Source organism: Bradyrhizobium sp. Y36 (assembly GCF_002531575.1).
Classification (GTDB): domain Bacteria; phylum Pseudomonadota; class Alphaproteobacteria; order Rhizobiales; family Xanthobacteraceae; genus Bradyrhizobium.
This window is the reverse complement of record NZ_NWTI01000036.1, coordinates 1-20,193: the sequence shown is the minus strand read 5'-3', so window position 1 is coordinate 20,193 and position 20,193 is coordinate 1. Positions and strand designations below refer to the sequence as shown.

The 20,193-nt window shown below is 63.2% G+C and carries 17 protein-coding genes and 1 pseudogene; 7 read left to right on the top strand and 11 right to left on the bottom strand.

From position 1 onward, the window contains the following. The first annotated feature begins 60 nt into the window (after positions 1-60). Positions 61-423 (top strand): winged helix-turn-helix transcriptional regulator, encoded by a 363-nt coding sequence (locus tag CO669_RS34150; protein ID WP_097666911.1) that lies wholly within the window; start codon positions 61-63, stop codon positions 421-423. Positions 424-511: 88 nt separating this feature from the next. On the opposite strand, the gene CO669_RS34145 is transcribed toward CO669_RS34150, so the two are convergent. The 5 genes and pseudogenes from CO669_RS34145 to CO669_RS34120 form a co-directional block, all read right to left on the bottom strand. Further along, on the bottom strand, positions 512-1,312 hold the full coding sequence (locus CO669_RS34145) for a CarD family transcriptional regulator (protein ID WP_198964404.1): 801 nt from the start codon (positions 1,310-1,312) through the stop codon (positions 512-514). Between the two features lie 344 nt (positions 1,313-1,656). Further along, positions 1,657-1,995, bottom strand: a complete 339-nt coding sequence (gene fdxA, locus CO669_RS34140) for a ferredoxin FdxA (RefSeq protein ID WP_097666908.1) — start codon at positions 1,993-1,995, stop codon at positions 1,657-1,659. A 132-nt stretch (positions 1,996-2,127) separates the two neighbouring features. Then, positions 2,128-2,391 (bottom strand): annotated as a pseudogene (locus CO669_RS34135) (RNA-binding S4 domain-containing protein); the annotation flags it as partial. Between the two features lie 10 nt (positions 2,392-2,401). Beyond that, positions 2,402-5,824: a helicase-related protein gene (locus CO669_RS34130; RefSeq protein WP_097666905.1), complete on the bottom strand. Its 3,423-nt coding sequence runs from the start codon at positions 5,822-5,824 to the stop codon at positions 2,402-2,404. Positions 5,825-6,568: 744 nt separating this feature from the next. Beyond that, on the bottom strand, positions 6,569-7,474 hold the full coding sequence (locus tag CO669_RS34120) for a DUF3108 domain-containing protein (protein ID WP_097666902.1): 906 nt from the start codon (positions 7,472-7,474) through the stop codon (positions 6,569-6,571). 465 nt (positions 7,475-7,939) lie between these two features. Here CO669_RS34120 and rpmB point away from each other — a divergent pair, with 465 nt between their 5' ends. From rpmB to CO669_RS34105, 3 genes are all read left to right on the top strand, one after another. After that, positions 7,940-8,251 carry a 50S ribosomal protein L28 gene (gene rpmB / locus CO669_RS34115; RefSeq protein ID WP_097666901.1) on the top strand — a complete coding sequence of 104 codons (312 nt, stop codon included), beginning with the start codon at positions 7,940-7,942 and terminating at the stop codon, positions 8,249-8,251. Between the two features lie 226 nt (positions 8,252-8,477). Further along, positions 8,478-10,796 carry an AAA family ATPase gene (locus tag CO669_RS34110; protein ID WP_097666900.1) on the top strand — a complete coding sequence of 773 codons (2,319 nt, stop codon included), beginning with the start codon at positions 8,478-8,480 and terminating at the stop codon, positions 10,794-10,796. Then, positions 10,796-12,712, top strand: a complete 1,917-nt coding sequence (locus tag CO669_RS34105; RefSeq protein WP_097666898.1) for a UvrD-helicase domain-containing protein — start codon at positions 10,796-10,798, stop codon at positions 12,710-12,712. The genes CO669_RS34110 and CO669_RS34105 overlap by 1 nt, the downstream gene beginning before the upstream one ends. A gap of 426 nt (positions 12,713-13,138) precedes the next feature. Here the strand turns inward: CO669_RS34105 and CO669_RS34100 are convergent, their stop codons facing one another. The 3 genes from CO669_RS34100 to CO669_RS34090 form a co-directional block, all read right to left on the bottom strand. Next, the gene (locus CO669_RS34100) at positions 13,139-13,417 is read right to left on the bottom strand and encodes a DUF1488 family protein (RefSeq protein WP_097666896.1); all 279 of its coding nucleotides are present in this window, start codon (positions 13,415-13,417) and stop codon (positions 13,139-13,141) included. Between the two features lie 166 nt (positions 13,418-13,583). Further along, positions 13,584-13,880, bottom strand: coding sequence for a hypothetical protein (locus CO669_RS34095; RefSeq protein WP_097666894.1), 297 nt, complete (start codon positions 13,878-13,880; stop codon positions 13,584-13,586). After that, positions 13,873-14,142 (bottom strand): hypothetical protein, encoded by a 270-nt coding sequence (locus tag CO669_RS34090; RefSeq protein ID WP_097666892.1) that lies wholly within the window; start codon positions 14,140-14,142, stop codon positions 13,873-13,875. The genes CO669_RS34095 and CO669_RS34090 overlap by 8 nt, the downstream gene beginning before the upstream one ends. A 355-nt stretch (positions 14,143-14,497) precedes the next feature. Between CO669_RS34090 and CO669_RS35545 the strand changes: the two genes are divergently transcribed. From CO669_RS35545 to CO669_RS34075, 3 genes are all read left to right on the top strand, one after another. Then, positions 14,498-14,854 (top strand): hypothetical protein, encoded by a 357-nt coding sequence (locus tag CO669_RS35545; RefSeq protein WP_143278779.1) that lies wholly within the window; start codon positions 14,498-14,500, stop codon positions 14,852-14,854. Between the two features lie 359 nt (positions 14,855-15,213). Beyond that, entirely contained in the window at positions 15,214-16,539 is a 1,326-nt protein-coding gene (locus tag CO669_RS34080; protein ID WP_097666890.1) for a T6SS phospholipase effector Tle1-like catalytic domain-containing protein, read from the top strand. A 496-nt stretch (positions 16,540-17,035) separates the two neighbouring features. Then, positions 17,036-17,281 carry a PilZ domain-containing protein gene (locus CO669_RS34075; RefSeq protein WP_198964406.1) on the top strand — a complete coding sequence of 82 codons (246 nt, stop codon included), beginning with the start codon at positions 17,036-17,038 and terminating at the stop codon, positions 17,279-17,281. A gap of 113 nt (positions 17,282-17,394) precedes the next feature. On the opposite strand, the gene CO669_RS34070 is transcribed toward CO669_RS34075, so the two are convergent. The 3 genes from CO669_RS34070 to CO669_RS34060 form a co-directional block, all read right to left on the bottom strand. Next, positions 17,395-17,802 carry a hypothetical protein gene (locus tag CO669_RS34070; protein WP_097666886.1) on the bottom strand — a complete coding sequence of 136 codons (408 nt, stop codon included), beginning with the start codon at positions 17,800-17,802 and terminating at the stop codon, positions 17,395-17,397. A gap of 333 nt (positions 17,803-18,135) precedes the next feature. Beyond that, positions 18,136-19,248, bottom strand: a complete 1,113-nt coding sequence (locus CO669_RS34065) for an NADH:flavin oxidoreductase/NADH oxidase (protein ID WP_097666884.1) — start codon at positions 19,246-19,248, stop codon at positions 18,136-18,138. A gap of 170 nt (positions 19,249-19,418) precedes the next feature. Beyond that, complete coding sequence (locus tag CO669_RS34060) at positions 19,419-20,114, bottom strand: hypothetical protein (RefSeq protein ID WP_097666882.1); 696 nt, start codon at positions 20,112-20,114, stop codon at positions 19,419-19,421. Between the last annotated feature and the right edge of the window lie 79 nt (positions 20,115-20,193).

Genomic DNA, 20,193 nt, shown 5'->3' with positions numbered 1-20,193 from the left:
GACCCTAGCCGGTCGCCGCGCCAAGTAAATTACGAACCTTTTTGTAACCTGGAGTGTCCGATGAAAGATCTCGTCTCGAGATGCCCCATCGAGGAAGTGATGCAGATTCTCAGCGGCCGGTGGCCGACACTTCTGATCTACTATCTGAAGCAAGGGACCAAGCGCTTCAGCGATTTGCGCCGGGACAATCCGACCATCTCGCATCGAATGCTCGCTCTCGAGCTCCGCAAGCTGGAGGACGCCGGCATCGTCACCCGCACCGAGTTCGACGGCTACCCGCTGCGGGTCGAGTACGACCTGACCCGCGCAGGTCACAGGCTCGTGCCATTGATCGACGCATTGGGCGATTGGTGGTCGACGGTTGCGGTCGGAGCCGATGGCGAAGGCCGCGAAACCCGGATCGGCTCGTCCCGAAGCGCGTGACATCGCCGAATGGCACGGACAACCGTGCAAACAAAAAGCCCGGCCGCAAGGCCGGGCTTTTGATCTGTTGCGATCGACGCGAAGCGGTTTACGCCGCCTCGTCGGCGACGGTGGTGTCGTCGCCATCCGTATCGTCGGCATCGCCCTCTGCATCGGCCTCGCCCTCGGCGGCTTCCGCCTTGGCGTTGCGACGCGGGCTCTTGGCGAGCTGGGCCTCGATCTCCTTGACCGCTTCGGTCTCGGTCGAGTGCTGCACCACCGCGATCTCGCGGGACAGACGATCGAGCGCCGCTTCATAAAGCTGGCGTTCCGAGTAGGACTGCTCCGGCTGCGATTCCGAGCGGTAGAGATCGCGCACGACTTCCGCGATCGCGACGATGTCGCCCGAATTGATCTTCGCTTCGTATTCCTGGGCGCGGCGCGACCACATGGTGCGCTTGACGCGGGCGCGGCCCTTGAGGGTCTCCAGCGCCTTCTTCACCAGCGCGGGCTCGGACAGCTTGCGCATGCCGACATTGGCGACCTTGGCGGTCGGCACGCGCAGCGTCATCTTGTCCTTGATGAAGTTGATGACGAACAGCTCGAGCTTCGCACCGGCGATCTCCTGCTCCTCGATGGCCAGGATCTGGCCGACGCCGTGAGCGGGATAGACGACGAATTCGTTGGCCTTGAAGCCCTGGCGCTGGGTCACGACCTTCTTTTCCTCGACCTTCGGCGCAACAGCGGGCTTCGCGGCCGGCTTGGCAGCGACGGGAGCCTTGGCAGGAGCAGCAGCAACGGGAGCCTTCGGCGCAGCGGGCTTGGCAGCGGGAGCCTTGGCAGTCACAGGCTTGGCAGCAGGCTTAGCAGCGGTCGCTTTCGCGGCCGGTTTGGCAGTCTTGTTCGGCATTGCGCTTCTTTTGTTCTTCGAGGACTTTGCAGCCGGCGCCTTCGTCGCGGTCCGACCCTTGGATGCGCTACGGCTGGCCGCGGCGACTTTTTTGGCCTCCTTATGGGAAGCCCTCGCTGAAGTACTCTTTTTACGCGTTTTCTGTGACACAGCCTGCGCGCGGAAACTGCCACGCCCCTGTTCGACATTTGGTTTCACGGGAACCCTGAGGGGCCAACGGGGCTGACGGGGTTCGGCTTAATGTGCCCAATATAGCACATTTCCCGCAAAAATCAATGATTTAGGGGTCTTCAGGGCTGGTTTTCGGCGGCAGGGCCGCTATTAGGGTTAAGTTTGGGCCCGAATTAGTCGCCGGAGCCGGGGTTCGGAGAAAAATATTTCTCGAACTTGCCTTCCATGCCGTCGAATTCCTTGGCGTCGGCAGGTGATTCTTTCTTCTGGGTGATGTTCGGCCAGCTCTTGGCGTACTCGGAGTTGACCTCGAGCCACTTTTCCAGGCCCGGTTCCGTGTCCGGCTTGATGGCGTCGGCGGGGCATTCCGGCTCGCACACGCCGCAATCGATGCACTCGTCCGGGTGGATGACGAGCATGTTGTCACCCTCGTAGAAGCAGTCGACCGGGCAGACCTCGACGCAGTCGGTGTACTTGCACTTGATGCAGTTTTCAGTGACGACGTAAGTCATCCAACGCTCCGAAAAGCTCTTTTAAAAGTCGCGGCTTGCGTAGCGCGGATGGCCCTGCGCTGCAAGGTCGGGAAACCCCGATCATGACGGCTTTGTGTGTTTGATCGACCAAGAAATGAATGCGAAGCGCAATTAATTGCGCTTCCCGAGCTCCTCGAAGAGCACCTGGGCCGCGGCTGCGTCGCCGCGGCGTTCGCTAAAGCTTGTCACTCTCAACACGCGCACCGTGCGATCGAGCGCGACGGTGACGACGTCGCCGATCTTGATCGCATGGCCGGGCGATTTTTCGCGCTCGCCGTTGACGCGAACATGGCCCTTTTCGACGAGCTCGGCCGCGGAGGTGCGCGCCTTCACCACCCGCGCGTGCCACAGCCATTTGTCGAGGCGCTGCCGCTCGCTCGTGGGATTACTCCTTGCGCCCCGAGAGCTGCTCCTTCAGCGCAGCGAGCTTGGCGAAGGGTGAGTTCGGATCGGCCGGACGATCGCGCTCGCGCGGGTTGGCGCTCGAGGCGTACGGCCGCAGCGACGGACCGCCCTGACGGTCGCGGCCCTTGTCGCGGTCACGGCCGCGATTGTCGCGGCCCTTGTCGCGATCGCCGCCGAACTTGCCCTTGTTGCGGTCGCGATCCTTGTCGCGGTCCTTGCCCTGAAAGCTGCGATTGCGGTCGTCGCGGCGCTCGCCGCCCTCGCCACCTTCGCGCGGCTTACGGAAGTCCTTGGCGCCGTCGCGACGATGACCGCCGCCATGACGATGCCGCTCTCCCCGCTTCTCGCCATCGGCGCCTTGCGCGGCTTCGCCTTCGGCGGGCGCAGCGCCCGCTTCGGCACCGGCCTGCGGACGCTGGTTGTTGTGATGACGCTGGTGGCGATGGCGCTCGTGGCGCGGCTTGCGATCCTCGTGACGGCCGCCGGGACGCCAGACCTCGACCAGCTGGGGCTCGGCGGGCGCAGCTTCAGGCGCGGCGGCATCGGCCGATGCCGCGGCTTCCGTTGCCGCGGTCTCGGCGGCAGCCGCGTCGAGGCCGGCAGCCTCCGCCGGCGCAGCGGTCTCTTCGGCCGGCGGCGCGATGCCGGGGGCGTCTTCGGGCGTGACGGGCGCTTCAGGAGACGCTTCGAGCGCGGGCTCCGCCTGCGCGGGCTCGTCGTGCTGCTCCATGCCGGGCGCGTCTTCGACGGTGACGGCTTCAACGGCAGTCTCCGCGGCCGGTGTCTCCTCGGGCAGGCCGGCAACGGCCTCCGCCGCGGTCTCGGTCGAGGCCTCGGTCGCGGTCTCGGTCGCGGTCTCGGCGCTGCCGTCAACCGGCGGCGTCTCGGCTGCGACCGTTTCCACCACGGCCGGCTTTGCCGGCAGCGGCGGACGCTTCTCCATGCGATAGCCGAGCGCGCGCAGCACGGAGGCGAAATCCTCGCCGGCAGATCCGGTGAGCGAGGTCATCGCCTGCGTCACCACGAAGCCGCGTCCGTCGAAGGCGCCGGCGGGCTTCTCGCCGGAGGCGTTCTCGCGCCAGGCCAGCGCCGGACGGATCAGATCGGCCAGACGCTCCAGAATGTCGACGCGCACGGCGCGCTCGCCGGCCTGCTTGTAGCCGAGCACGCGATAGGCATCGCGCGGCAGCGCCTTGTCGACCGGGAACGAGGTGCGGCCCGAGGAGGCCAGATGCTGCGCGCCCGACAGCGAGGACAGATCGACATTGTCCTGCTTCAGCGCCCACAAGAGCGCGGCGAGGGCGCGCGCGGCGGGCTTGAGCAGGCCGGGGAAATAGATGTGGTAGGCGCCGAAGCGGACGCCGTACTTCCGCAAGACCGCGCGCGAGGGCTGGTCGAGATCCTTCAGCTCGTTCGCGATTCTGGGCCGCTCCAGCACGCCGAGCGCCTCGACCAGCTGATAGGCGATGCCACGGGCGATGCCGGTGACGTCCTCGGCCTTGGAGAGCTCGAACATCGGCCCGAGCAGCTTCTCGATATGGGTCTTGAGCCAGAGCTCGAGCCGCGCCTGCACCTTCTCGCGGGGGGCGCCGGTCAGGCGCTCGTCGGAGATGATGCGGATGCGCGGATGCAGCGCGTCCTCTGCGGCAGACAGCCGCGCCACGGCATCGCCGGTCCAGCGGATGGTGCCTTCGGAGGTCAGCACGAACTGATCGTCCGGCGCATTGCCGAGCTTTTCGGCACGCGTGTTGATCTCGCCGGCGAGCACCGCTTGCGCTGCAGCCTGCAAGGCTTTCGCATCGGAGCCTGCTTCCGCCGCATCCGGTGCAAAGGTGAAGCCGTCGAGGCGGCCGATGACATGGCCTTCGACGATGACTTCGCCGGTCTTGCCGATTTCAGTATTCAAGCTCGTGTTCTCCCGCAGGCGGCGCATCAGTACACTGGTCCGGCGATCAACGAAACGCTCAGTCAAGCGTTCATGGAGCGCATCCGATAATTTATTTTCGACCTCCCGCGTCACCCCCTGCCAGCGATCGGGGTCTTTCAGCCAGTCCGGGCGGTTGGCGACGAAGGTCCAGGTGCGAATCTGTGCGATCCGGGCCGACAGCGTGTCGATGTCGCCGTCGATGCGGTCGGCCTGGGTGACCTGGGCGGCGAACCAGGCATCGGGAATGCATCCCTTCCGCATCAGGAAGCCGTAGAGCGTGGTGACGAGCTCGGCATGGGCCGCTGGCGACAATTTCCGATAGTCGGGGACCTGGCAGGCCTCCCACAGCCGCTCCACGGCGTCCTTGCCATGTGCGGTATCGCGCACATCGGCGTCGCGGGCGGCATGCTCCAGCACGCGCATGTCCTCGGCGACGGGCGCGCGCGTCAGCGCCTCATGGCCAGGGGCGAGGTTCAGCGAGACCTGGAGCGCGCCGAGCGAGGCGAAATCCAGCCTCGCATTGCGCCATTGCAGCACCTTCACGGGATCGAAGGTGTGGTTCTGCAGCGCGTTGACGAGCTCGGGCTCGAACGGCGCGCAGCGCCCTGTCGTACCAAACGTGCCGTTGCGCGTGGCGCGGCCGGCGCGGCCCGCGATCTGCGCGAACTCGGACGGCGTCAGCCGGCGGAACTGATAGCCGTCGAACTTGCGGTCGGAGGCGAAGGCGACGTGGTCGACGTCGAGATTGAGGCCCATGCCGACCGCATCGGTGGCGACGAGATAATCGACGTCGCCGTTCTGGAACATCTCCACCTGCGCATTGCGCGTGCGTGGGCTAAGCGAGCCCAGCACCACGGCGGCGCCGCCGTGCTGGCGGCGGATCAGCTCGGCGATGGCGTAGACCTCGTCGGCCGAGAACGCGACGATGGCGGTGCGGCGCGGCTGGCGCGTGATCTTGCGGTCGCCGGCGAATTCCAGCTGCGACAGGCGCGGACGCGTGATCATGGAGACGCCCGGCAGCAGGCGTTCGATGATCGGGCGCATGGTGGCGGCGCCCAGCAGCAGCGTCTCGTCGCGGCCGCGGCGGTTGAGGATGCGATCGGTGAAGACGTGGCCGCGTTCGAGATCGGATGAGATCTGGACCTCGTCGACGGCGAGAAAGGAGAGGTCGAGGTCGCGCGGCATCGCCTCGACGGTGGAGACCCAATAGCGCGGATTTCTCGGCTTGATCTTCTCCTCGCCGGTGACGAGCGCGACCGCCTCAGCTCCGACCCGCGCGGCGATCTTGTTGTAGACCTCGCGCGCCAGCAGGCGCAGCGGCAGGCCGATCATGCCCGAGGGATGCGCGAGCATCCGCTCGATGGCGAGATGGGTCTTGCCGGTGTTGGTCGGCCCGAGCACCGCGGTGACGCCCGCGCCAGGCACGCGATCGGACGCTGCGCGCTCGGAAGCGAAGGGGGAGGAGGAAAAGGGCATTCTGGGTGATTAGGTAGTGGCGATTTGGGCGAATGTCAGTGCCGTTTTGCGGCGGAGGGCGCGCAAGGTGTCGGCGATGTCTCCGAACGCCGGGCTGGCGCGGCCGTCACGGCTGTCATCGCCCGGCTCGACCGGGCGATCCAGTACGCCGCGACGGTTGTGGCAAGGCCGAGAAGCCGCGGCGTACTGGATCGCCCGGTCAAGCCGGGGCATGACACCGAGTGTGTGGCCCCAAATCCCGCGCAACTGTCTCACTTTGCGACGCTTTTCCCGCTGGCCTTAAGCTTCGGAACGACTCTAGAACGAATCGCGGCCGAATCGCTGACTCCCTGCCGAGTCCCGTTCCGTTCACGCAACATGTCGCGGGAGGCTCATTGGCCACAACTAGATGGAGTTTTCGTACCGCGTACAAGTGACGTTGCGGCCTTAGTTGGGGACGGCGCGGAGTCGAATCAGAATCGGGGAGGAGTCAAATGGATTCCAGGAACTCGCCCTCTCCACCCCATTTTTGCGAAAACAACCCCATGCACAGTAGGGATGTGATTGAAAACGCTGCACCTTTCTTACCCTCCCCTGGAGGGGGAGGGTCGATCGCGCGCAGCGCGAGCGGGGTGGGGTGATCTCTCCACACGAACAGTCCCCGTGGGGAGATATCACCCCACCCCGTCACCCATCTCGCTTACGCTCGATGGCTGCCGCCCCTCCCCCTCCAGGGGAGGGTTAACGCAACCGCTGCCGCAACCCCTACTGCGTCTTCGCCACGCGGGGCGGCTGGGCTGTCGTCACGAAGCTGGTCGCTTCCAGCATCGCCGGCCCGAGCGGCGTCGGCACTTTCAGCCAGAACGGCACCAGGATGCGCGTGCCCGCGATGGGGGCGAACGCGATTTCCATGTTGCGCTGGGCGGCGAGGTATTTGATCACGGGGCGGTCGGGGATGTAGCCGGCGACCGGCACGAAATAGATCGCGCAGACCACAACCGGGCCCTTGTAGCCCTTCTCCGCCTTCACGCTCTCCATGCGCTTGAAATCGAGCTTGAGTTCGTAGCGCATGCGGCCGTCGAACACGGGCGCGGAGTTGTGGCAGGCCTCCGGCGAGACCGGGTCGCCAGTGCCTGATACCCGCAGCAGCGAGGCGGTCATGGGGTCCCAGACGCCGCGGCGATGGGCGTCGGTGACGACGATGCGATCGGGATCGACCGGCGGCTCCGGCAGGATCGCAAAATCCTTCACATTGCCCTTGTCGAGCGTGATGCGGATCTCTTCGGTCTTCTTCGAGGTGGTGGTGGAGGCCTGGTAGCCGGTCGCAACCAGCGCGCCGTTCACGACGCGCCCTTGGCTGGCGCCGGTGCCGGACCCGCCGGTGAAGGATTTCAAAAGCCCCGAGGTGCCGCCGGAGGCCGCGGCGGCGAACACGTCGTCCTGGATGTCGATGTTCCAGGCGCCCTTGCCGACGGGAATGCCCGCGAGCGAGGCCTCATATTGCGCCTCGAGCTTGCCCTGCGCCGCCGCCGGCGCCGCGCCCCACACCACGGCCAGGCCGCAAACCGCCGTCAGCCAGCCGGCCAGGCGCGGGCGGGCGGAGCGCGATCTGGGCGCTAAAGGAGGCTTTGCGGGCACGACACAATCCAATCGGGGCGCCAATCGCGGCATGATGGCCGTTACTTAAGCCAAAAACCGCGACAAACAATGTGTCCGGGCGTATCCGGCCGGGGAACTCCACCGGAGTCCCAGGGAACTCCACCGGACTCTTCGGGCCCGAATACGCCCTTTATGTGATGGTAAGGCGCGACAAACATTGCCGTTTTGGTGATCGGGTGGCGCCCGTTGAGGGCGGCAACCCCTCCCCACCCTCCGCTGTCATGCCCCGGCTCGACCGGGGCATCCAGGACGCCGCAGCCCCTCTGGTCCTCCGCACCGCTTCGGCGTACTGGATCGCCCGGTCGAGCCGGGCGATGACACCTCTGGCGGAGCACGAATCCCCGCCCGAAAACTTGACTGCCCGCCCCTTCCCCCCTATACGTCCGCCCGCTCCCTGCAAGGACAGAGAATTCGCCCCCGTGGCGCCCAGAATGGCGGCCGCACATCGTTGGGGGTTTTAGGATAAGGATTGATGCCATGTCTCGCCGCTGCGAACTGACGGCCAAGGGCCCCCTCGTCGGCCACAAGGTCAGCCACTCCAACATCAAGACCAAGCGCCGCTTCCTGCCGAACCTGGTCAACGTGACCTTCATCTCGGAAGCCCTGGAGCGCAACGTGCGCCTGCGCGTCTCCACCAACGCGGTGAAGAGCGTCGACCACAATGGCGGCCTCGACGCCTTCCTGCTCAAGGCCAATGCCGACAACCTCTCCCCGCGCGCCCTCGAACTGAAGCGCGCCATCGTCAAGAAGGTCGGCCCGACGGCCGCCCCGGCGAAGAAGGCGAGCTGAGCTTTTCAGAATTGGGCGGGGGCTAGGTTGCGTCGCGTGGCGTAGGCTTAGCCAAGTAAGAGTTTGCGTTGCGGCCGGATCGGAAGATCCGGCCGTTTTTGTTTTTGACGTCGGTAGGTGGGTAGCGAACCTAAAGTGACCCTTAGTCCAAGGGAGTACGCTCGATAGTGCAGCTCCTAGTTGCAGCTCAATAGTGAATCTGTTTGGTTCGGTCGGAGGATAGCCGATGCATATTGATTCAGTTGAGATCGCCAATTTTCGAAAGCTTCGTTCCACTCGGGTTAGCTTCGCGCGAGACAAGACGGTCTTCGTCGGCGCGAACAATAGCGGCAAAACTTCCGCCATGGTCGCACTACGATATTTCCTCGTGGTCCACGAACGAACGAGCTTCACTCTAAACGACTTCACCGTCTCTCACTGGCCGTCGATTGCTGCGATGGGCGCGAGTTGGGAAAAAGCCGCTGCCGCCGACGAGACACTCCCTGAACCGAACTGGAACGATTTTCTTCCAACACTCGACGTCTGGCTCCACGTTGAGAGCGACGAAGTACACTATGTCCAAAAGATCTTACCCACGTTGGATTGGGAGGGCGGCCAGCTCGGCGTGCGTCTGCGCTTTGAGCCTAAGGATGCGGCAGAGCTACAGCGCGAGTATCTTTCCGCTCGTGCGGACGCGGAGAAAGCCAAGAAGGGTGAAGCAATAGACAAGTCGGATCAGGCGAGCGAGACCATTGTCGTCTCACTTTGGCCGGATGACCTCGTTGATTTTGTCCGTCGTCGCCTCGGGCGACTATTCGCCATCAGAGCATACGTCCTCGATCCTGCGAAACGGCAGAACCCCGAACATGGCACAGCGAAGCCGCAAGCTCTCCCAGCCGATGCCGTTGCGCTGGAAGAAGACCCTTTTAAAGGCCTGATCAAGATAAGCGAGATCAGCGCGCAACGCGGTTTCGGACAAGAAGCTGAAATCGCCTTTGAGGAAGATGATGCCAACGCTGCTACCAGTCCCGCTAATGCGCGGAGGCTATCCGAACAGCTCCGCGGCTACTATAGCCGTCACTTGGACCCTTACGACAATCCCGATACAAAAGACATCAAAGCGCTACAAGCGATCGAACAAGCGCAAAAGGCTTTCGACGTTCGGCTTAACGAGGGCTTTGAAGCAGCGCTAAAGGAATTGGAAGAGCTTGGATACCCTGGCGTCACCGATCCCAAACTCGAAATCTCAACAAGACTACGTCCTGTTGAGGGCCTGAATCACGAAGCTGCCGTTCGCTACGTCATCCAAATGACCGATGGCATCGAAAACACTCGATTGCATCTGCCGGAAGATTCGAATGGCCTTGGATATCAGAATCTAATTTCGATGGTATTCCGGCTCATGAGTTATCGTGATGCATGGATGCTAGTTGGCAAAGCTGAAACAAGAGCCGTCGCAACCAAAGCATTCAGGCCGCCTCTTCACCTCGTGTTGGTAGAGGAGCCCGAAGCACATCTCCATACTCAAGTGCAGCAAGTCTTCATCAGACAGGCGTACAACATTCTGCGCAAGCATCGTGACTTGGGCGACAGAAAGACTTTTACTACGCAACTAGTCGTAAGCACACACTCAAGTCACATTGCGCATGAATGCGAATTCTCTTCGCTGCGATACTTCCGACGACTTGCCGGCGCGAAAAAGGAAATTCCGAGCTCATGCGTTGTGGATGTCTCTAGCGCGTTTGGGTCGAACGAAGAGACTCGTCGATTTGTAACTCGCTACCTGAAAGTCACACACTGCGATTTGTTTTTTGCTGATGCAGCAGTATTGATAGAAGGCCCTGCTGAAAGAATTCTGACTCCTCATTTTGTGAGAGAGCACCTTGAATTCAAAGATCTACGAGAGTGCTACATTACATGGCTCGAAATCGGCGGCAGTCACGCGCATCGATTACGCAGCCTCATTGAATGCCTCGCTCTGCCCACTTTGATCATTACCGACCTCGACGCGGTGGGCGAGGGCAACAAATCTGCGAATCCGGCGCGCGGCGCCGGCCAAACCTCGCGCAACCAAACGCTGAGCACGTGGTGCCCAAAAAGAAACTCCTTGGACGAACTCCTTGATGAACCCGAGCAAAAAAAAGTTCTCAAATACGAAGCACAGCGATTTTCTATCCGCGTGGCATATCAATCGCCGGTCAAAATCAACTTTGGCGGCAGCACCGTCGAGGCTCTCGCCAATACATTTGAAGACGCTATACTATTTGAGAACATAAGCCTCTTCCTTGAGCAAGAAGGAGCGGGCCTTGTGGCAAAATTTAAATTGGCAATAGAAGCTAGCGCCACGGTAGAGGAACTAAGCAAAAAGCTCGCCGAGAGCCTCAAAACCGGCAGCAAAGCTGAGCTTGCTCTTGATCTTCTTGAGTTTAAGGACGCCAGTAAACTTAAGCCTCCAACCTATATGCGTGAGGGCCTCCTCTGGCTCTCCGAGCAAGTGCGCGAGCGACAGAAAGAATTGGGCCTCGCGGTGTCGTCATATATTGCAACTTCGACGGAAGCCGCCTGATGCCTGAAGCAGCCGCAGCTAACTCTAACGTTGCCCTCGATGAACATATCGATGAGGAGATCTCCGACTGCTTAGACTTAGAGCACCCAAGAAGCTTCTTTCTCTACGCAGGTGCAGGCTCCGGCAAGACAAGCTCTCTCATACGAGCGCTCGAGTTCATCAAACAGAAGAACCTCCCGAGGCTCCGCCTCAGAGGGCAACAAGTTGCGGTGGTGACCTACACCAACGCAGCCTGCGACGAGATTCTTCGACGACTGAAGTTCGACCCGACCTTTCACGTCTCGACGATCCATAGCTTCGCTTGGAAGCTAATTTCTGGTTTCAACAAAGATATCCGCGACTGGCTTCACAGACGGCTCGAGAGCGAAATCCGAGAGCTTAGGGAACAAGAGACCAAAGGGCGCCCCGGCACTAAAGCCTCCGTAGCTCGCCAAGCACAGATCGAATCGAAATCCCGCCGCCTCGCCGGACTAAGCGGGATAAGAAAATTCTCTTACAGTCCGACCGGCGACAACAAAGAGCGAGACGCGCTAAACCATGCAGAAGTGATTGCGCTCTTTGCAAGTTTCCTTGCTGAGAAGAAATTGATGCAGAGCATCTTGGTGAATCAATTTCCTTTTCTTTTGGTGGATGAGAGCCAGGACACGAACAAGCAAGTCGTCGATGCTCTTCTGACCGTACAAGCCACCCACACCGGAAAATTCAGCCTCGGCTTCATCGGCGACACAATGCAGAGGATCTATAATGACGGGAAAGAGCGAATAGAGGAGGAATTGCCATCCGATTGGGCCAAGCCGGTAAAGCGCCTCAATCATCGCTGCCCAAGACGAATCGTTCGGCTCATCAACCAGATTCGCAGCCAAGTCGATGGTCGCGCTCAAGAGGCCAGATCCGACAGCATCGACGGCATTGTTCGATTGTTTATTTTGAAGGCGAACGAGGGCGACAAGTCCTCAACGGAGGACTCTGTCCGAGCCTATATGAGCGAGCTCACTCACGACGCAGATTGGAACGATCGCCAGAAATGCAAGATACTGACGCTCGAACATCATATGGCCGCCAGACGTATGGGATTTGAGAAGATCTTCGAAGCACTTGCCAGCGTCGATACTTTCAGAACAGGGTTTCTTGACGGTTCTCTGTCGATCACACGATTGTTTACTGCCAATGTCTTGCCTCTCATCTCTGCTCTTCAGGGCGGCGACAAATTTGCTACGGCGAAGATCATGCGCGAGTTCTCCCCTCTGCTAACCACTGAAGTACTCAAGAATGCAACCGACCAGCGCGATCAATTGCGCAAGGCTAGGGATGCTTCTGAAGGGCTATTGAAGCTTTGGCAGCAGGGAGTACCCACCTGCGGCACAGTTCTGAGCTATGTTGCCGAACAACATCTCTTTGATCTTCCAGAGGCGTTGAAGCCATTCGCTCGCCTCCAACGGGCTGAAGAACTTCAATCTAGTCCTGAGGACGAGTCTCGCGACCCTTTAGATGAGGAAGGCGCGGCGATAGAGAACTTCTTGCTCGCGTCATTCGCGGAAATCGCACCATACGCTCAGTACATTTCGAATACGGCAGAGTTCGGCACGCACCAGGGCGTTAAGGGTCTAGAGTTCGATCGCGTCATGGTATTGATGGACGACTCTGAGGCCCGTGGCTTCATGTTCGGATATGAAAAATTCTTTGGAGCCAAAGAACTTTCGCCGAGCGACTTGTCGAATGAATCCCAAGGACGCGACAGCTCGGTCAGCAGGACGCGCCGTCTATTCTACGTTACTTGCAGTAGGGCCAAAAAGAGCCTTGCTTTAGTGCTCTATACGTCTTCCCCCGAGGCGGTGAAAATGCAGATGCTTAAGAACGAGTGGTTCGATGAGCACGAAATTCTGTCGGCGGTGCCCGACCAACAGTTTTCCGCATAGGCTGAACTCTCTCGGCACCAAATGTGACAAGAATTCACTCCACGAGGGCGAAACTACTTGAGATCAAGCGTCGATTTGGACCACGCTATCTGACACATTTTCTCTATACTTGCCCTGGTAGCATCTCCTTGAGGCGCATCCCATGGACCAAGAGCACTCCACCGAACTGCACCTCTTCCCAGAAGACTTCGTCATCGGCTGCGACGACATGGGCAACGAGATCTCGAAGAACATTTTCCAACGTCCTGAAGCTCTATCATCGTCAGCGCAAGACGGACCGGACACAGCTGCAGCAGATGGTGCTTTACGATCTCGGGGGCGGCATAGCGACGGAGCCGACGACGTGGCACCGGCTCAAGGCCAACGTCAGCCTGGCGCCGTAGCTAGTAACCCGCGATACGCTCGGCACTAAAAGCTCCGCGCCCCCTACCCCCGAAAATCAATGCTCCGCAGCACGATCCCCGGCGGCTGTCCCTCGAATTCGCTGGCGCGGTATTTGCCGGCGGCGCAGGCTTCGATGCGGTCGCGCAGGCGGGTGAACTGGGCTTCGCGGTGCTCGGGCGGGACCCTGGGGCCGCGCTCGAGATCGTCCATCGCCGAGGTCGAGATCGCGCAGCCGATCTCGCGCGTGCCGTCGCGCATCGAGAACAGCACGATCATCCGCTCGTATTCGAGGCCGATGTAGCGGCCGCTGCTGAGTGTCATCGCCTGCTCCTTGACGAGGGTTGGTTAAGTCCGGCTGCTTCCGCCTTCGGCGCGGCTTCGGCGCGACGAGCCCGGACGAGTGCCCCCAAGGGCCAGCAAGGGTCGGCCGCCCGCGTCGCGTCCGCGTCTTACGCGCGTGAGGCGACGCGAGCGGCCGAGACTCGCCTCAGCTCTCCTCCGACAGCCGGGCGAAATCGTCGAGCAACGCCGACACCAGCGCGCGGTGGCGCGTGTCCTCGACCGGCAGGCTCGCGGCATAGAGGTTGAGAAGATAGCGCGCCTTCACCGCGGCCTCGGGCCAGGACATGGCGGGCACGGTCATCAGGCGGTGTTCGAGATCGGCCTCGCGCTCGCGCAGCTGCCTGACATTGGTCTCGACATCGGCCAGCGCGCGGCGCAGATCGGTCGCCTTCTGCGCGGCCATGCCGCGATGCTTGTCGAGATCGACGGGATGGTCAGTCATTGGCGGCGCTCGCGTCGATGCGTTGAGCGTCCGCGAGGTCGATCGAGCCGATCGCATGCATTTCCGTGGTGCCGCCGGGCCCGCCTTCCGCGGGCACCGTGATCATGGTCGCGACGCGGCGCCAGGCGGCGAACGACAGGCCCTCGATCATCTCCTCGTCGGTGACGACCTCATAGGCGCCCGCCGGGAGCTCGCGCGCGATGCCGCGAATGTGGAACGGATGCTTGAACGTCACGGATTCGCGCCGCGAGCGGATGGTCATGCGCGCCTGCCTTTCGAAAAGAGGGGCCCCACCCGGACGCCGGCGGAGGCGAGCATGCGCGCATTGCGCGGCAATAGCCAGCGCTATTGTCGGTGCAGCACGCGCCGGGGCGTCAGGCGGGGTGATTGCGCGCACGGCGTTTTAGCCCTCGCTATCGGCGCGCGGCAGGCGTAGGGTCGATCGCATCACCGCAACTCGGCAACGGCTTCGACCGGTGACTGAGGGTCGTTTGCGCTCCCGCCGCGAGTTTCCCCGGGAGCCAGCATGTCGAAGTTTCGCCTATCCGAATGGATCGTGCCACCGGTGGGCGTTCCATCGTTTCTTCTGCTGCTGGTCTGCGCCGCGGCCCTGCTCCATGGCTAGGCCCTCGCGCGTGCCCTATCTCGTCAGCGGCACGAAAGAATATGGCAGCTCCAATCTCGGACGCGGCAGCGCCGCTGTCGCGTTGCGGCTGGCGCGCAGACTGCTGCGCGACGGCTACATGGACGTGCGCGTCTGCACGCCGCGCGGCCGCGTGCTGCAATCGAACGAGCTCGGCGACCTCGAAACCCGGAAACGCGAACCACAGGAGAGCGACATGGCCAAGGGACAGCAACGCGGCAACCGCGAAACCAAGAAGCCGAAGAAGGACAAGGCCAAGGTGATCGCCGCCGCGCCGAGCCGCAAGGACGCGGCCTGGCAGCCGGATTTCGGACCGGGCAAGAAGAAGTAAGAGGTTCCCTTCGCCTCTCCCCGCTTGCGGGGGAGAGCGATCGCATCTGGCTCCTTGCACGAGCTGAGCGCGCGCCTCGTCCTTCGAGACGACCGCTTTCGGCGGTCTCCTCAGGATGAGGCTCAGCGGCATCGGAGCCCCGTCGAAGCCAGCGAAACGCACGCGGTCCTCATCCTGAGGGCCAGCCGGCGGCGGGCGTCTCGAAGGATGGCGACAAGCGACATCACCCCTCTCTGCGATGGCCCTGTCCCTTGCGGGGTGAGGCAACGCACCGCCGTCGCCGCGCACACCATCGTCTCCTCGCCGTCGCGGTTTTCGGCTATACTCGCTCCGGTAGCATCACCTGGAGAGGTCGACCTGTGGAGCACGCGCCCAAACCCGAGCCGAAGAACCTCGTCATTTGCTGTGACGGCACCGGCAACGAGATCTCGGAGAACATCTCCAACGTCCTGAAGCTCTATCGCTGCCTGCGCAAGACCGACCGGACGCAGCCGCGGCAGATGGTGTTCTACGATCCCGGGGTCGGCACGGTGACGGAGCCGACGACGTGGCACCGCCTGAAAGCCAACGTCAACCTGGTGCTGGGGCTCGCCACCGGCTACGGGCTCGACGACAACGTGCTCTCGGCCTATTGCTTCCTGGTCGAGCATTATTCGCCGGGCGACCGCATCTATCTGTTCGGCTTCTCGCGCGGCGCCTACACCGTGCGCGTGCTGGCGGGGCTGATCCACAAGGTCGGCCTGATCAGGCCGGAACAGGCGAACCTCGCAGGCAGCGGCCTCGTCGCCTACAAGCAATATTCCGGCACCGGGCGCGGCAACGACATCGAGGATCTCGAGGGCGTCGCCTTCGACGAGCAGGGGCCGCTGCCGAAGGACCAGTTCGACCTCGCCGCGCAGTTCGCCCGCATCACCTCGACGCGCTGGCCGACCATCCATTTCATCGGCGTGTGGGACACGGTGGCGAGCGTGATCGTGCCGCGCCCCGACCGGCTGTTCTGGCCGAGCCTGGAGGAGCTCGCCTTCACGCTGCGCAACCCGAGCGTTCGGATCTTCCGGCAGGCGATCGCGATCGACGAGCGGCGCTGCATGTTCCGCCTGAAGAAGTACGAGCAGCCGCAGGAGTTCTGGAGCAACCGCTACGTGCCCGATGAAAAGAAGGTGCCGCAGGACATCTGGCAGGTGTGGTTCGCCGGCGTGCACAGCGACGTCGGCGGCGGCTATCCGGAAGCCGAGAGCGGCGACTCCAAATATCCGCTGATCTGGATGATCGCGGAAGCCGAGAAGGCCGGGCTGAACTTCAACCTGGCGACCATCAAGCAGCTCGCCTGGGGCATCCAGCGCAAGAACTCGCCGTTCAGCTATGTGGCGCCGGCCTATGAGGGCAAGACGGGCGTGCTGCACAATTCGATGACGGCGGCCTGGCGGCTGCTGGAGTTCATTCCGAAGAGCGCAAAGTACCGGGAGTGGCCGGAGCGGAAGGTGTTTCTCGGATTCTACATCCCCGACTGCGAACCGCGCCTGATCCCCGACGGCGCGAATATCCATGAGAGCGTGCTGAAGCGGATGGAAGTGGACCCGGACTACCGGCCGGTGAACATGCCGAAGGTGTACGAGACGGTGCCGATGCCGGTGCCGCCGGGGGTGGACGTGGCGGAGGGGTCGGGAGAGAGCGCGGCGGAGTGATGCGGAGGGGGCACCGCTCTCACCACGTCATTGCGAGCGCCGCGAAGCAATCCAGACTGCCGCCGCGGAGGGATTCCTGGATTGCTTCCGCCTTCGCCGAAGGCTTCGGCGGACAAGTCGCTGCGCTCGCAATGACGGCGGTGGAGGCAGGCTCGCGCAATACACTCGGCTGTCGTCCCTGCGAACGCAGGGACCCATAACCACAGGGAGTGGTTTGGCGGAGGCTCGTTGTTCGGGACTGCGCCCGCCCGCAACCGAGAAATCACGCGGTATGGGTCCCTGCGCGCGCAAGGGACGACAGGGGAGATTGAGGCTGCGGTCGCGCGGACGACAGCGAGACTATGGCGCCACCTCACCCCGCTACCGCGGCTTTCTGCATTCGCCGACACTTTTCATTAAAATTCTCCCGCGCGCCTTAGCCGGATCGCATCAACTCGCCCGCATCATCCTGCACGATATCCGCCGCGAGACCTGCGGCATTGGAGGAGACGTGCCAGTGTATCCGCGCAAATATGCCCGCGTGAAACCCGCAGGGCTGGTGTCGCGCCAGGCCAAGATCATCACCGACCCGCGCGCGCCGGTGATCCCCTGCACGCTGATCGACTATTCGCCCGGCGGGGCCTGCGTCGATCTCGGCGGACAGGTGAACATCCCCGATCGCTTCGAGCTGCTGCACGTCAACACCAAGAAGCGCTGCCGCATCGCCTGGAAGCGCGGCACGCGCGTGGGCGTGGTGTTCTGAAAAGAGCGATCTCAATTCCACGACCAGAGGCCGCCGCGCACTCCGCTCGGCTCCCTCCCCCCTGTGGGGAGGGAACGCAGTGTGCTCGCGGCGCGACCGTTTCCAACAACCAGCTACGCCCGCATCCGCGCTTTCGCGCCGCCGACGATCTGCATGGCGACGCCGGCGACCCAGCCGAACAGAGCGAGCCAGGTCCAGGCCATGTGCGGGTCGAGGCGGAGCACGATGACGGCGACGGAGGCGAGCGCGGTGAGCGTGGCGCAGAGCGTGCCGGCGGCGCTGAGGAATTCGGCGGCGTCGATCTCGCTATGCGCCTCGTCGAACGGCAATTGCGGCGTGTCGATGCCGAGATAGAAGCCGGCGAAGCCCAGCACCATCATCAGCAGCAGGAAGCCCTGCGTGGTGAGCGCCGATATCGCCGACCCCACATAGGCGCCGACGAACAACCCGCACGCCGCGCCCGCCATCGCAAGCCCGACGCGCTCGAACACATGAGCCGTATTGCGAACACGAAACCGCATGGGCACGCCTCCTGACGGAGTTGAGTGAGCCCAAGGTTAGGCCAGTTTTGAGGGAGGTGGAAGCTGAGGAGATTTACGGATGCGTGAGGCGTGAGGGGCGCGGATGCGAGAGACGAAAGGTAAGCCGCGTTCTCCGCTGTCGTCCCCGCCTGGTGCGCAATTGCGCACGGGAGCGGGGACCCGTAACCACAGGGAGCAGTTTGGCGACGACTCTTAGTTAAAGTTGTCAACGCGCAGCGCGGATCATCGAGAGATCACGCGGTATGGGTCCCTGCGCCCGTGCGCAATTGCGCACCAGGCAGGGACGACGGTGGTGGTTGGGATGCGCACCCCTCACCGCGCCCCGAACGTCGTCTTGCCGAACAGCGCTTTCTGCGTCGAGGGCTGCGAGCGCCAATATTGCGGCGGGGCTTCGACTTCGCCGCCGAGCTCGGCGGCGGCGTGCCAGGCCCAGCGCGGGTCGTAGAGCATGCCGCGGGCGAGCGCGACCATGTCGGCCTTGCCGCTGCTGACGATCTCCTCGGCCTGCTTCGGTTCCGTGATCAGGCCGACCGCGATGGTCGGCAAGCCCGTCGCGCGCTTGATCGCCTCCGCAAACTGCACCTGATAGCCGGGACCGAGCGGAATCTTCTGCAGCGGCGAGACGCCGCCGGAGGAGGCATCGATCCAGTCGACCCCGCGCGCCTTCAGCGCATTGGCGAATTCGATCGTCTGCGAAAGATCCCAGCCGCCCTCGACCCAGTCGGTCGAGGACACCCGCATGCCGATCGGCTTGTCGGCGGGGAAGACGGCGCGCACGGCGTCGTAGATCTCGAGCGGAAAGCGCATGCGGTTCTGCAGGGAGCCGCCATATTCGTCGGTGCGCTTGTTGGAGATCGGCGAGAGGAATTGATGCATGAGATAACCGTGCGCGCCGTGCAGCTCGATGGCGTCGATGCCGATCCGCTCCGCGCGCTTGGCGCTGTCGACGAAGGCATCGCGGATCCGCTTGAGGCCCGCTGCATCCAGCGCGAGCGGGGCGGCCTCGCCCTCCTTGTGCGGCACGGCTGACGGCGCCACCGTCTGCCAGCCGCCTTGGCTCTCCGGAACGAGCTGGCCGCCGTCCCACGGCCGCGCGCTGGAGGCTTTGCGGCCGGCATGGGCGAGCTGCATCGCGACCGCCGTGGTGGAGTGCTTGCGCACCGAGGTGAGGATCTGCTTCAGCGCGGCCTCGGCCGCGTCGCTGTAGAGCCCGAGGCAGCCCGGCGTGATGCGGCCGATCGCCTCGACATGGGTCGCCTCGATGCAGAACATCGCCGCACCCGACAGGCTGAGATTGTTGATGTGGGTGAAGTGCCAGTCATTGGCGACGCCGTCGTCGGCCGAATATTGGCACATCGGCGACACCACGACGCGGTTCTTCAAGTTCAGGCCGCGCAGCTTGATCGGGGAAAACAGGGCGCTCATGCGGGGGAGTTCCGGCTGGACGAGGGGATGGAAGCAATTGCATGGAGTGTAGTGGCGCAAGCGGGAATTGCCAGTTGCGCAGGCAGCATGGCGGCTGCCGAGGCTATGCATGCGCGCCGGTGCAAACTGTCATCCCGGGGCGCGAAGCGTGAGCCCGGGACGACGGGCAGTTACTGCCAGAAATCCCCGCGCTTCAGCCGGCCGATGCGGTTGCGGTGCTTCCGCCCGAGGGTGATGGTGGCGTGGGCGGCGAACTCGATCGTGTAGCGGCCGTCGTCGCGCCTGCTCACGCTGCCGAGGTCGCCGAGCGTCCCGGCCAGGGTCTGGTCGTCCTCGACGAACAGACGGTAGTCGTTGAGATCGTAGCGGCGCGGCCCGCGCCACGTCACCGTGGGAAAGTAGGTGCGCATGTCGCCGTCGGTCTTGACCACGACGGTGCGGCCCGCAGCCTTGCGGAACAGGTCCGGCGTCTGGATCAGCCGCGCGCGATGGCCCTCGATCGCATAGACGTTCAGCGTCATGATGTGGCGCTCGGTGCGGAAGGAGACCGCGACATAGCGCGAGTCCGGCGACCAGGCCGCGTAATAGGCGTCGGAGGCGGTGTCGAGATTGTTCTCGTGGCTGATGTTGTCGAGCACGTCGAGCCTGCGATGGCCCGGCTCCGCCATCAGATAGGCGTGGAATTTGTCATGCGCGCCCTCGCCTTCGCCATGGACGGCGATCGCGAGCCGCTTGTTCGGCGCCCACCCGCCCGCGACGATGCCGTACTCGCCCTTCTCATAGGTGTGCTCGGCCGTGGCGTGCGCCCGCGGCGGCGCGGCAAGCGTGAGGAAGAGGGCGACGGCGAGGATGCGGCGAAGCAGCATGACGATGTGTCGCAGCGTGATGCGGGTGCGTTCAATGTTCGGTGACAGCGACCAACTCCGCTGTCAGCTCCCCCCCCCC